We start from the raw sequence: 12,967 nt of genomic DNA, 5'->3' as shown, positions 1-12,967 counted from the left end.
TGTGTGCGGATCATGCGAGTGTCGCCCGCCAGCAATTGAACAATTTCTTTGCTTTCGGCGCCGAGGGTGTCGGCCAGGTTTTTGCCGACCTTGGCCGGCTCGCCACTGTAAGCGGCGATCAGGCCGGTGCTGGAGAGAATTTCCAGCTTCGCCGCGCCGTTGAACAGGTCTTTCTGCGCGGCGTCAGTGGTCGCTTGCAGGGCGGTGAGGGCGATGTCGACGCCGACAACGCCAATGAGTTTGCCTTCTACGAGCAGTGGCATTGCAAGGGTGGTCATCAGCACGGGTTTGCCGCCCACGGTATCTTCATACGGGTCCAGCAGGCAGGTGTTGCGGGTGTCCCGTGGGCAGGTGTACCAGATGTTGTAGGGCGTTCCGCTTAACGTGAGGGTGGTCTTGTTCAGGTCTTCCTCGACCATGACCGTGTTCAAACCGTCGCCGCCGGCGCGGCTCCAATAACTGGCGAAGCGCCCTTTGTCGTTGGAGACCCGCGCTTTGTCATCGACGAATTCGCTGTCCTTGCCGTCCAGGCCGTTGGGTTCGAACGACAGCCAGAACCCCAGTACTTTGCTGTTACGGTCAAAGGTGGTCTTGAGGCTCTGGTTGATGTCTTCGCGCAGCGCGCCGGCGTCCACCCCACGCTTAGCGGCCATAACGCGCAGGCCCTTGATCTGGTCAGCCAGCGCGGTCAGCGCCACCAGGCTGTCGCCGAAGGTCTTTTGTAATTGCACCGCCTGTTCGGCGGCCTTGGCTTGCAGCAGTTGTTCGACGCTGGCAGTGAGCATGCGCGAGCTTGAATTGCTGATCAATCGATCGTTCTGGTTGGTGTTGTAGAGGTTGATGCCAACCACCAGCGCAATCACTCCCAACAGACAGAGGCCTGACAGCAGCACAATTTTCAAGCGGATTGAGAGGGTGTCGAACATAGGTCACTCACGAATGGACGGGTTGGAATGCCCAGCACGCCCACGTCCATTCGGCGCCTTATCCGGAGCATCGGCGCTGTAGAAGGTTTCATGAGAAATAGGCGATGAGCGGTAGCTGAAGGCCTACAGGCTCCGTTACGCGGGCTTTGCGAGCTGTTCGGGGCGTGACCAGATCCACAGGTTGCCCAGGCTCATTCCGGCAATGGCCAGGTAAATCGGCCAGCCATGGTCGAGCATCACCAGCATCAGCGTCGCGCACAGCAGCATGCTCACGGTGGCGCTGACTTTGGCCCGGCGCGCGATGATTTTGCCGTTACGCCAGTTGGACAGGATAGGGCCGAACAGGTGGTGGTTTTCCAGCCAGGCGCTGAGGCGTGGCGAACTTTTGGTGGCGGCCCAGGCGGCCAGCAGGATGAATTCGGTGGTAGGCAAACCCGGAATCACGATCGCCACCAGCCCGATGCCCAGGCTGACATAGGCCAGCAGGCCGAAGAGGACCTGTGCGATTTTTGAGGTGGATTGGGTTTTGCCGGTCATGGGAGCGATTTACAGGAGGGATGGAATATTCGGATTGGAATCGTATCAACCTGTGAGAGCAAGACCGCTCCCACAGGGTTAATCGCATTCCAAACCCGGCGTCAGGCCAGTTCGGGGGTCGTAGCGTACGCCTGTTCCAGCAAGACGGTGAAGCGCACAAACGCGTCGACCGCGCCTTTGTCCATCGCGGTTTCTTCTTCGGCGCTCAGTTGCAGCGCGTCAAGGGTGCGCGTGAAGCTTTTCCAGCCTTCGGCACGACCACCGACCGGCTCACCCAGATGGCGGGCACCGAAGGTTTCGCTCAGGCCCAGGCCCACGGCGCGCTTGATCAGGAACGCAGCGCCCAGTTTTGAGCCTTCGGACACAAACAGCCAACCCAAGGCTTCGGCCTGGCTCGGGTTGTTCACCGCGCCGGCCACTGGTGCGGGCACGTCGGTGTCCAGGTCGGCAAGGTCGAGTTTGGCGGCTTCGGCGCGGCAGCGCGCGGCCAGGTCAGGGACGATCTTGATCAGTTCGGCATCGTTGTACAGGGCCACCAGCTCCGACTGGAACAGGTACTGCGCCACCACGAAACGGGCAAAGTTGGCCTGGGTTTCGAACGGCGCGTGGGCTTTGACCAGTGCATCCAGTTTGGTGTGTGGCTCGTGGGTGATCTGGTTCAGGCGCTGGGAGCGCAGGCTTTGGCGTTCTGCAGTAGGAGAAGCGGTCATGAAAAAGTCCTTGAGAAGGGAGGCGCCTTGTTGCCCTGAAGAGAGCTGTTATCAACTAGACGAACAAGAAGACGCGGCACAGTAAAAAATCCTCACCTCGCCGATGAAATGTCGGCGAGGTGAACGGCGTTGTCAGATGTCCCAGATCAGGTTGATCGCGAAGTTGCGGCCCGGCTGAGTCAGGCGGTCGAGGTTGGCGGGGCCTGTTACGGCCGCTTCGCCGACACTGTCGTAGCTGCGTACGTCATCCCAGTTCCAGTACTTCTTGTCTGTCAGGTTGTACAGACCGCCGTTGACGGTCACGTCGTCGGTGACTTTGTAGTAGGCGGTCAGGTCGACCACGCCGAAGCCTGGCGTCTTGAACGGCGCGCGGGTGTCGCCGTCAGGTGCGTGGAAGGTGGAGCTGTCGACGCGATTCTGTTTCTTCACCAGGGTCCAGCTCAACAGGCCGCCATAGGTGTCCCTGTCGTAGCCCAGGCCGAATACGCCCTTGAGCGGGTTGACGCTGTTGAGTGGTTCGCCGTTTTCGTCGTTGCGACCGTAGGCATAGGACACCGAACCCAGGGTGTACAGGCCGTTTGGCGCGCCGAAAGCGTCCAGGTTCAGGCGACCCTTGGCTTCGGCGCCCTTGATGGTGGCGCGCTTGATGTTCACCGCCTGGAACTGCTCGACAGTGGCACCGACCACGGCGTTGTCTTCGTCGATAAAGTTGCGGTACTTGTTGTAGAACAACGCAATTTCGAAGGAACCCTCGTCGAAGTTGCCGCGAAGGCCGCTCTCGATGCCTTTGCTGGTCTCCGGCTTGAGGTCCGGATTGGGCTCGACGGTGTAGCCCAGGTTCAGGTTTTCAAAGCGTCCGTAGAGCGCCTTGGCCGATGGCGTGCGGAAACCTTCGGCGTATTGCCCGAACCAGGTGTAGTGGTCCGTCAGCGCGTAGGTCAGGCCAAACTTGGGCGTCACGCGATGCCAGGTTTTTTCCTTGTCGCTGACCGTGTCCGCACCCGTTGGGTTTACCGTATTGAGGAATTCCTGGGTGAGCTTGGGCTTGAGCTGGGTGTAGTCGTAGCGCACTGCAGGCAGGAAGGTCCATTTGTCCCAGGTGATCTGGTCCTGGGCGAACAGCGAATAGGTGTTGATGGTCGGGTCGGGGAAATCGCTGGATTTTTTCACGCTGTCGCTGGCGACCGGGCTCGGCGCGCCAATGGCGTTGCAGCCGCTGCCGACGACCACGCAGGTCGCACTGCCTTCGCGCGAGCCGGTGACTTTTTGCTGCTTGAGCGTGGTGCCGTAGGTCACTTGGTGGTCGGTTTCACCGAGACTGAAGGCCTTGTCCAGCTGGGCATCGAAGACCCACTGTTTTTCTTCGTAAAGCGTGTCGCGGGTGCGCAGGACACGACGGCCCGACTGGTAGATCTCGGCGGTGGTCTGGTCGGTCTTGGCGATCTGGTAGTTGAGGCTGGTCTTAAGGCGGTCTGCCAGCGGTGACTCGAGGGCCACGCTGTTTTCCAGGCCGAAACGTTCGCGGGTGATGGTGTCGTTGCCGCGACGGTCACGGTACAGGTTGAAACCCCGTCCGCCGATGAACGGGCCGCCCACCGCGTTCTTCAGGTTGACGTCGCGATCGTCCTTGTACTTCTCGTACGTCAGGCCCAGGCGATTGTCATCGCCATAGTTCCAGCCCAATTTGGCCAGGATGTTGGTGGTGCGTGCCTCTTCCGGGTTGGCGCCGGTGCGGTCCAGGCCGGTGGCGTTGTTGCCGTTATAGGACTCGGTTTCATGGCCGTTGCGCTGGCTCAGGTGCAGCAAACCGTCGAAGTCCTGTACGCGGCCGGCGAAGGTGCCGGAAGTCAGCCAGCTCTCGTCGGCGGAGCTGTAGCCGGTTTTCAGGCGGGCGCCGACATCCTGGCCGGGCTTGATGATGTCATCCGCGTCGAGGGTGAAGTAGCTCACCGCGCCGCCGATGGCGCTGCTGCCGTAGAGGGCCGAAGCCGGGCCACGCAGGATTTCCACGCGCTTGACGATTTCCGGGTCGACGTAGTTGCGACGGGTCTTGGCGTAGGGGCCGTTGAAGAAGTTGCCCGGCACTTCCACGCCGTCCACCTGGGTGAGGATGCGGTCGCCATCGATGCCGCGGATGTTGAACCCGGCGTTACCTGCGCGCGTGCCGGCGCCACCCACCGATACGCCGGGCTCGTAGCGCACCAGCTCACGAATGGTGTTCACGTTCTGGCGGTCCAGCTCCTCGCGTTCATGCACGCTGACGGTGCTCGGTACGCTGCTCACGGGCTGCTCGTTGCGGGTGGCGCTGATGGTGACCTGCTGCAGGTTGAGGGTGCTGCCGGCTGCGCGCTTTTCCAGCACGATGTTGTGACTGCTCAGTTTGCGGTAGCTCAGGTTGGTCCCCACCAACAGGCGCTCCAGGGCTTTTTCCGGCGACAGTGGGCCCTTCACGCCAGGCGACGACACGCCTTGACCCAGCTCGGCGGGCAGGCCGACTTGCCAGCCGGTCACTGCGGTAAAGGCGTTAAGTGCCGAGACCAGCGGTTGCTGCTCGATGCTGAAGGTGTAATTGCCGTAGCTGCGCGAGGCCGGTTCGGCGGCGCTGGTGGTCATCACCGGCGCACCGGCCAACAGGATGGCGGCGGTCAGCAAGGACAGGACGGGTGAAGAAGACCGGCGGTTGAAACGAGAGGACATCGAGAGCGCTCCGGGTACGAATCTTATAGTTGCGAACCGAATCAAATAGGAATCAGTTGCATTGGCTAAGACGAGACGTACCACCGCAGGCTATCGAGTAAAAATTATTCTCATTTAGTTGAGGATCACCAGCGCCGGGTATTCCGAGAGCTTGGCCGACGTGATGTGCGCCAGGGAGCGCACCACGTCAAGGGGCTGGTCCAGACGGTAATTGCCGGTGACCGCAACGCTGGCCAGTTGCTCGTTGGTGTTGACGATCCAGCCGGGGTAATAACGGCGCAACTCGGCGAGCACTTCGCTCATCGGGCAGTTTTCGAAGATCAGCCGGCCTTGCACCCAGGCCAGGTCCTTGGTGGCATCCAGCTTGGCCGGCGCGCCGAAGCCTTTGGGGCCGATGCGGATGCTTTCGCCCGCGCTCAGGCGTACGCGGGCATCGTTGAAGGTGTTGCTCAGGTCCACATCACCGCGCTGCACTTGCACTTGGGCTTCTTCGCCATTGAGGTAGCGCACGGCGAAGGCGGTGTCGCGCACGCTGGCGCGCACCGGGCCGGCGTCGATTTGCAGGGGCATGCCGTGGCTTGGCGCGACGTCGAAAAACGCTTCGCCCTGGTACAGGCGCACGATGCGCTGGTGATCCTGGATGCGGCTGGAAAACGCCGAGTTGGTGTTCAGCAGTACGTTCGAGCCGTCGTCCAATTGCAGGCGCTGGCGTTCGCCCACCACGGTGAGGTGGTCAGCTTGCAGGCGCACCGGCAGGTTGCTGAAACTGAACAGGCCGATCAACAGCACAGCGGCCGTGGCGAGCGGTTTCCAATGGGGTTTGATCCGGCGCCAGGCGCTCGGCGTGCGCGGCACCGCCAGGGCCATGGCGGCGCTGTGCACCGGTGCGCCGCCCCAGGCGGACTGGGCCTTGCCGAACGCATGGACGTGGGCCGGGTCGCTGGCCAACCAGGCTTCGAACTCGGCTTGCTGCCCGGGCTGCGGGCACTGCAGCGCGATCAGCCAATCGAGGGCCTGGTCCATAGCCGTGTCTTGCAACACCTCATGAGCCAGCTCATGGGGGCGCAGTTTATTCGGGTCCGTCACGGTGTTCCTCGGGTCTTCGCCACGTTCTATTGATCTTTCTTACGGCCTGGATCGACACGTCTGTCGGATGCAGCTTAAGGCCGATCCAGCCGTTCGGCCACACCTACGCAGATGGCCATGATCAATTTGAGTTCCTTTTGCACGGTGCTCAAGGACACGTCCAACTGATCGGCAATCTCCTGGTAGCTGCAACCGTGCAGGCGGCTGAGGATGAAAATCCGCTGCTGACGCGCGCTCAACTGGCCGAGGCTGACGCTCAGGTGCTCGAGCAATTGCTCGGCCTGGGTGGCATCTTCGGGAGTACTGGTGGGGGCGGCGACGCTTTGCAGAATGTCCAGCGGGACATCTTCCTGCAACGTACGCGCCTGGATCCTGCGTGAACGCAGGTGATCCAGCGCCAGATTGCGCGCGGTTTGATAGACGAAGGGTTCGAGGTGATCGATCGGCCGTTCGCTGAGGGCCCGGGTAACGCGCAGGTAGGTTTCCTGCAGGAGGTCCTCGGCGGTGCTGTGGTTATTCACCATCCGCTGCAAGGTGCGTAGCAGAATCACCCGTTGGGTGAGAAAGACGTGGTTGAAGCGAGATTGGCTCACAGGAGTACCAGACCGATTTGCAGTTAATGATAATGCTTATCATCAACTGAAATGGCAAGTGGCTATTTCTGCGGGCCTGCATCGTCAAATGCGGGAGGGGGCGAGCCCCTCCCATAGGGATTACTCGGCGTTACACAGCGCCAGGCAGTTATCCAGCATGCGGTTGGAGAAGCCCCATTCGTTGTCATACCACGCCAGCACTTTGAGCAGCTTGCCGCTGACCTTGGTGTGGTTGGCGTCGAATATCGACGACAGCGGGTTGTGGTTGAAGTCACTGGAGACCAGCGGCAGGGTGTTGTAACCGAGGATCTTCGAGTGCTGGCTGGCTTCTTTGAGCAGCGCGTTGACTTCGTCGGCCGTGGCGTCTTTTTTCAGTTGAACGGTGAGGTCCACCAGCGACACGTTGATCACCGGTACTCGCACGGCCATGCCGGTCAGCTTGCCTGCCAGTTCCGGCAGCACCAGGCCCACTGCTTCGGCGGCGCCGGTCTTGCTCGGGATCATGTTCTGGGTGGCCGAACGCGCGCGGTACGGGTCGGTGTGGTAGACGTCGGTCAGGTTCTGGTCGTTGGTGTAGGCATGAATCGTGGTCATCAGGCCGCTTTCGATGCCCAGCTCGCGGTGCAGCACCTGGGCCACCGGGGCCAGGCAGTTGGTGGTGCACGACGCATTGGAGATGATCTGGTGGGATTGACGCAGAATGTCATGATTCACGCCATACACCACGGTGGCGTCCGCACCCTTGGCGGGGGCCGAGATAATGACCTTGCGCGCGCCGGCGGTAATATGGGCGGCGGCCTTGTCACGTTCGGTGAACAGACCGGTGCATTCGAACACCACGTCGATCTTGTGCGCAGCCCACGGCAGGTCGGCGGGGTTGCGAATGGCACTCACGGCAATCCGGTCACCATTGACGGTCAGGCTTTCCTGATCGTGGGCGACCTCTGCGTCGAAGGTACCGTGCACGGTGTCGAATTTGAGCAGGTGGGCATTGATCGAGCTGTCGCCCAGATCGTTGATGGCGACGATCTGCAAATCCTGGCGATAGCCTTGGGTATACAGTGCGCGCAGGACATTACGGCCGATACGGCCAAAACCATTGATTGCGATACGAAGAGTCATTGGAAAGTGCCTGTCGTCGATTTGTTGTAAGAATTACAAGATTATTCGCATAAAAATAGAAAACAAGCCTTTTTAGTGGCAATATTTTGTTCAATCTACAACGAGTGACCTGAATCAACTGGTCCGATGATTCAAACGACACCCCTGCCATCCCATGCGCTGCGGGCGTTTGATCAGCATAGACACTCAGGTCGCCACATCCGTTAGCCTGGAGTTCTACACATGCATCCCCGCGTTCTTGAGGTCACCGAACGGCTTATCGCCCGCAGCCGCGCCACCCGCGAGGCTTACCTTGCGCTCATTCGCGGCGCCGCCAGCGACGGTCCGATGCGCGGCAAGCTGCAATGCGCCAATTTCGCCCATGGCGTGGCGGGTTGCGGCACCGAGGACAAAAACAGCCTGCGCATGATGAATGCCGCCAACGTGGCAATTGTTTCTTCGTATAACGACATGCTCTCGGCGCATCAGCCGTACGAACATTTCCCGGAGCAAATCAAAAAAGCCCTGCGCGAAGTCGGTTCGGTGGGGCAGTTCGCCGGCGGCACCCCGGCCATGTGCGACGGTGTGACCCAGGGCGAACCGGGTATGGAGCTGAGCCTGCTCAGCCGTGAAGTCATTGCCATGTCCACGGCGGTGGCGCTGTCCCACAACATGTTCGACGCCGCGCTGATGCTGGGCATCTGCGACAAGATCGTCCCCGGCCTGATGATGGGCGCACTGCGCTATGGCCACCTGCCGATGATCTTCGTGCCGGGCGGGCCGATGCCGTCGGGCATTTCCAACAAGCAGAAGGCCGATGTGCGCCAGCGCTACGCCGAAGGCAAGGCCAGCCGCGAAGAGCTGCTGGAATCGGAGATGAAGTCCTACCACAGCCCCGGCACCTGCACCTTCTACGGCACCGCCAACACCAACCAGTTGCTGATGGAAGTGATGGGCCTGCACCTGCCGGGCGCGTCGTTCGTCAACCCGTACACGCCGTTGCGTGATGCGCTGACCCGCGAAGCCGCGCACCAGGTCACGCGCCTGACCAAAGCCAACGGCAATTTCACCCCGATCGGCGAGATCGTCGACGAGAAATCCATCGTCAATTCCATCGTTGCCCTCAACGCCACCGGCGGTTCCACCAACCACACCCTGCACATGCCGGCCATCGCCATGTCAGCGGGCATCATCCTCACCTGGCAGGACATGGCCGACCTCTCCGAGGTGGTGCCGACCCTGTCCCACGTGTATCCAAACGGCAAGGCCGACATCAACCACTTCCAGGCAGCGGGTGGCATGTCGTTCCTGATCCGTGAGTTGCTCGAAGCCGGTCTGCTTCACGAAGACGTCAACACCGTGGCGGGCAAGGGCCTGAGCCGTTATATCCAGGAGCCCTTCCTGGTCGACGGCGAGCTGGTATGGCGCGACGGCCCTATCGAAAGCCTCGACGAAACCATCCTGCGCCCCGTGGCCCGTGCGTTCTCGGCCGAAGGTGGACTGCGAGTGATGGAAGGCAACCTCGGGCGTGGCGTGATGAAAGTCTCCGCCGTGGCCCTTGAACATCAAGTCGTCGAAGCACCGGCGGTGGTGTTCCAGGATCAGCAGGACCTGGCCGACGCGTTCAAGGCAGGTCAGCTGGAAAAAGATTTTGTCGCGGTGATGCGCTTCCAGGGCCCGCGCTCCAACGGTATGCCTGAGCTGCACAAGATGACCCCGTTCCTTGGCGTATTGCAGGATCGTGGCTTCAAGGTGGCATTGGTGACAGACGGGCGTATGTCCGGCGCCTCGGGTAAGATCCCCGCCGCGATCCACGTCAACCCCGAAGCCCAGAGCGGCGGGCCACTGGCGCGGGTGCGCGATGGCGATATCATTCGCGTGGATGGCGTAACAGGCACCTTGGAGCTTAAGGTGGACGCCGAAGAATTTGCAGCGCGCACGCCTGCCACGGGCCTGTTGGGCAACAACGTGGGGGCCGGTCGCGAGCTGTTTGCATTTATGCGCTTGGCCGCAAGCTCCGCAGAGCAGGGCGCCAGCGCCTTTACCTCTGCCTTGGAGACGCTTAAGTGAAGCTTGCGCTGGTCGGTGACATCGGCGGTACCAACGCCCGGTTTGCGTTGTGGCGGGATTCGGTGCTGCACTCGATTCGGGTGCACGCCACCGCGGATTACCAAAGCCCGGAGGACGCGATCAAGGTTTATCTGCAGGAAGAAGGCCTGAACATCGGCGATATCGGCGCGGTGTGCCTCTCGGTGGCCGGGCCGGTGAGTGGCGATGAATTCAAATTCACCAACAACCACTGGCGCCTGAGCAAGACTGCCTTTTGCAAGACCTTGCAGGTAGATGAGCTGCTGCTGGTCAACGACTTCTCGGCCATGGCCCTGGGCATGACACGCCTCAAGCCCGACGAATTTCGCGTGGTCTGCGCGGGCACGCCCGAGCCGTTGCGCCCGGCGGTGGTGATCGGTCCGGGCACCGGCCTGGGCGTCGGTACCCTGCTGGACTTCGGCGCGGGGCGTTATGCGGCCTTGCCGGGGGAGGGCGGCCACGTCGACCTGCCCCTGAGCAGCCCGCGCGAAACCCAGTTGTGGCAGCACATCCACAACGAAATCGGCCACGTCAGCGCCGAAACCGCCCTGAGCGGGGGCGGCTTGCCGCGTCTGTACCGGGCCATTTGTGCAGTCGACGGCCACACGCCGCTGCTGGAAACGCCCGAAGCCATCACGGCCGCAGGTCTGGCCGGTGATCCGCTGGCGATGGAAGTCCTGGACCAGTTCAGCATCTGGCTGGGCCGGGTGGCGGGTAACAACGTGCTGACCACGGGTGGGCGCGGTGGCGTGTACATCGTCGGTGGGGTGATTCCCAGATTTGCCGACTTCTTTATCAGCAGTGGTTTCGCCAAAAGCTTCGCCGACAAAGGCTGCATGAGCGACTATTTCAAGGGCATCCCTGTGTGGTTGGTGACCGCGCCGTATTCGGGGTTGACCGGGGCAGGTGTGGCGCTCGAGCAGGCTTTTGCTTAGGTCGTAATGGCCCCTTGGCTTGCTCGCGAAAGGCGCTCGCAGGCGACAAATGCCTTAAGCTTGGCCATAACAACAAGGAGGACCCTGTGAGCGTAATCAGTAAATCGATTCTCCTCGTCGACGACGACCAGGAAATCCGCGAATTGCTGCAAACCTACCTCAGCCGTGCCGGCTTCCAGGTGCGTGGCGTGCCGGATGGCGCGGGGTTCCGCCAGGCGATGAACGAGGCGCCATGCGACCTGGTCATTCTCGATGTGATGTTGCCCGACGAGGATGGCTTCAGCCTGTGTCGCTGGATCCGACAGCACCCGCGCCAGGCCCAGGTGCCCATCATCATGCTTACCGCCAGTTCCGACGAGGCCGACCGTGTGATCGGCCTGGAACTGGGCGCCGACGACTACATCGGCAAGCCGTTCAGCCCCCGCGAACTGCAGGCGCGGATCAAGGCCCTGTTGCGTCGCTGCCAGTTCGGCCAGGAGCGTAGCGTGGGTGGCGATGTCTGGGAGTTTGATGAATGGCGCCTGGACATGATCAGTCACCGACTGTTCCACGTGGATGGCGAGGAAGTGATCCTCTCCGGCGCTGATTTTGCCCTGCTCAAATTGTTTCTCGACCATCCCCAGCAGATCCTCGACCGCGACACCATCGGCAACGCCACCCGTGGCCGCGACCTGATGCCGCTGGACCGTATTGTCGACATGGCCGTCAGCCGCCTGCGCCAACGCCTGCGTGACACCGAAAAGCCGCCGAAGCTGATCCGCACCGTGCGCGGCAGTGGTTACCAACTGGCAGCCAGCGTGGTTGCCGGCAATGCCCACTGAACTAGTGAGCGAACGCCGGCGCTTCCCGGTGCCGCGCTCACTGCTGGGGCGCATGCTGCTGCTGACCTTGCTGGTGGTGTTGTTTGCCCAGGCGCTGTCCAGCGTGATCTGGGTCTCGCAGCTGCGCGCCACACAGCTCGAAGGCCTGGTCACCAGTGCGCGTAGCCTGGCGCATTCGATGACCGCCAGCGTGAGTTACTTCCGTTCGTTACCGGTGGCCTATCGCCCGTTGGTGCTCGACCAGTTGCGCAGCATGGGCGGCACCCGGTTTGTGGTGACCCTTAACGATCGTCCGCTGGACATGGAGGTCTTGCCCGCAACCCCGCGCAAGCAGGCGGTGCTGGTGGCCGTGGATGAAGTGCTGCGCCAGACCCTGGGTGCCGACGTGCATATCTCGGTGGAGTTCGTCAGCGCCGAAGACCTGCGCATTTTCAATGCCGGCCTCAAGCTCGACGAATTGCCGCGCTCCTGGGCCCATTACGCCTTGACGCTTGAACCGGTCAACCCGCCGGTGCTGGTGACCCAGATCCAGCTCGCCCCCGGCGAATGGCTGTACATCGCTTCGCTGCTGCCCGAGCCCTACACCAGCCTTGAAGAGCAAGGCCTGCCGTCCCAGCAGGTGTGGTTCATTGTGTTGACCAGCGGTTTTCTGCTGCTGTTTATCGGCCTGCTGGTGCACTGGCAGAGCCGGCCGCTCAAGCGCCTGGCGCGGGCGGCGCGGGATATGTCCCTGGGGGCCGATGTTGAACCGGTGGCCGAAGGCGGCGGCAGTGAAGTGGTGGAGGTGGGGCGCGCGTTCAATGCCATGCGCGAGCGCATCAGCCGCTACCTGACCGAGCGCAGCCAATTGTTCAGCGCGATTTCCCATGACCTGCGCACCCCCATCACCCGCCTGCGGCTGCGCGTGGAACTGCTGGAAGACGAGAATCTGCAAGCCAAGTTCGGTCGCGACCTGGATGAGTTGGAGTTGCTGGTCAAAGGCGCGCTGCAGTGCGTGAAGGACACCGATATTCACGAGAATATCCAGCCGGTCGACCTCAACCATGTGCTCGAATGTCTGGTGGAGCCTTACGTGGCGCCTAACGGCAACGGCCGCGTGACCCTGGATGGCGCTGCATTAACGACTTATCCAGGCAAGCCCTTGGCGCTTAAGCGCTGCATCGGCAACCTGATCGACAACGCCTTGAAGTATGGGCAGAACGCGCATTTGCATATCGAAGACGACGGCGCGCAGTTCGTCCTGCACGTGGATGACGAAGGGCCGGGGGTGCCGGAACAGCGTCTGGAGCAGGTGTTTGAGCCGCACTTCCGCCTTGCCGGTCAGCAACAGGGTTACGGCTTGGGCTTGGGGATTGCGCGAAATATCGCTCACAGTCATGGGGGGGAAGTGAGTCTGCAGAATCTTCGCGAAGGTGGCCTGAGGGTCACCTTGCAACTGCCCCGCGGATTGGACTGACTCTGCGCCGGCCAACT

Annotated in this window: 10 protein-coding genes; 4 read left to right on the top strand and 6 right to left on the bottom strand. The window is 61.7% G+C overall.

Annotation, left to right across the window (positions count from 1 at the left end; genetic code table 11):
• Positions 1–1,061 precede the first annotated feature (1,061 nt).
• The 6 genes from PSH59_RS20680 to gap all read right to left on the bottom strand — a co-directional run bounded on the left by PSH59_RS20680 (position 1,062) and on the right by gap (position 7,671).
• The gene (locus tag PSH59_RS20680) at positions 1,062–1,463 is read right to left on the bottom strand and encodes a YbaN family protein (RefSeq protein ID WP_248079919.1); all 402 of its coding nucleotides are present in this window, start codon (positions 1,461–1,463) and stop codon (positions 1,062–1,064) included.
• A gap of 101 nt (positions 1,464–1,564) precedes the next feature.
• Positions 1,565–2,173 carry a biliverdin-producing heme oxygenase gene (locus tag PSH59_RS20675; protein ID WP_248079921.1) on the bottom strand — a complete coding sequence of 203 codons (609 nt, stop codon included), beginning with the start codon at positions 2,171–2,173 and terminating at the stop codon, positions 1,565–1,567.
• Between the two features lie 132 nt (positions 2,174–2,305).
• Entirely contained in the window at positions 2,306–4,870 is a 2,565-nt protein-coding gene (locus PSH59_RS20670) for a TonB-dependent receptor (RefSeq protein WP_305393560.1), read from the bottom strand.
• A 114-nt stretch (positions 4,871–4,984) separates the two neighbouring features.
• Complete coding sequence (locus tag PSH59_RS20665; RefSeq protein WP_305393559.1) at positions 4,985–5,956, bottom strand: FecR domain-containing protein; 972 nt, start codon at positions 5,954–5,956, stop codon at positions 4,985–4,987.
• 74 nt (positions 5,957–6,030) lie between these two features.
• A complete protein-coding gene (locus PSH59_RS20660; protein WP_305393558.1) occupies positions 6,031–6,549 on the bottom strand; it encodes an RNA polymerase sigma factor in 519 nt (172 codons plus the stop codon).
• Positions 6,550–6,669: 120 nt separating this feature from the next.
• Positions 6,670–7,671 carry a type I glyceraldehyde-3-phosphate dehydrogenase gene (gap, locus tag PSH59_RS20655; protein WP_305393557.1) on the bottom strand — a complete coding sequence of 334 codons (1,002 nt, stop codon included), beginning with the start codon at positions 7,669–7,671 and terminating at the stop codon, positions 6,670–6,672.
• 222 nt (positions 7,672–7,893) lie between these two features.
• On the opposite strand from gap, the gene edd reads away from it, so the two are divergent.
• From edd to PSH59_RS20635, 4 genes are all read left to right on the top strand, one after another.
• Positions 7,894–9,720, top strand: coding sequence for a phosphogluconate dehydratase (edd, locus tag PSH59_RS20650; RefSeq protein ID WP_248079931.1), 1,827 nt, complete (start codon positions 7,894–7,896; stop codon positions 9,718–9,720).
• Positions 9,717–10,673, top strand: coding sequence for a glucokinase (locus PSH59_RS20645; protein ID WP_305393556.1), 957 nt, complete (start codon positions 9,717–9,719; stop codon positions 10,671–10,673). The genes edd and PSH59_RS20645 overlap by 4 nt, the downstream gene beginning before the upstream one ends.
• A gap of 86 nt (positions 10,674–10,759) precedes the next feature.
• Entirely contained in the window at positions 10,760–11,494 is a 735-nt protein-coding gene (locus PSH59_RS20640) for a response regulator (RefSeq protein WP_248079935.1), read from the top strand.
• Complete coding sequence (locus PSH59_RS20635) at positions 11,484–12,950, top strand: ATP-binding protein (RefSeq protein ID WP_248079937.1); 1,467 nt, start codon at positions 11,484–11,486, stop codon at positions 12,948–12,950. The genes PSH59_RS20640 and PSH59_RS20635 overlap by 11 nt, the downstream gene beginning before the upstream one ends.
• The last annotated feature ends 17 nt before the right edge of the window (positions 12,951–12,967 follow it).

Origin of the sequence: Pseudomonas sp. FP2309 (assembly GCF_030687575.1) — a bacterium.
Lineage (GTDB): Bacteria > Pseudomonadota > Gammaproteobacteria > Pseudomonadales > Pseudomonadaceae > Aquipseudomonas.
Note: the sequence above shows the minus strand (reverse complement) of the source record. Positions and strands in the feature narration are given on the sequence as shown.

Coding starts and splice junctions, on each gene's coding strand:
- PSH59_RS20680 (WP_248079919.1), bottom strand. CDS start 1,463: ATGACCGGCAAAACCCAATCCACCTCAAAAATCGCACAGGTCCTCTTC.
- PSH59_RS20675 (WP_248079921.1), bottom strand. CDS start 2,173: ATGACCGCTTCTCCTACTGCAGAACGCCAAAGCCTGCGCTCCCAGCGC.
- PSH59_RS20670 (WP_305393560.1), bottom strand. CDS start 4,870: ATGTCCTCTCGTTTCAACCGCCGGTCTTCTTCACCCGTCCTGTCCTTG.
- gap (WP_305393557.1), bottom strand. CDS start 7,671: ATGACTCTTCGTATCGCAATCAATGGTTTTGGCCGTATCGGCCGTAAT.
- edd (WP_248079931.1), top strand. CDS start 7,894: ATGCATCCCCGCGTTCTTGAGGTCACCGAACGGCTTATCGCCCGCAGC.
- PSH59_RS20635 (WP_248079937.1), top strand. CDS start 11,484: ATGCCCACTGAACTAGTGAGCGAACGCCGGCGCTTCCCGGTGCCGCGC.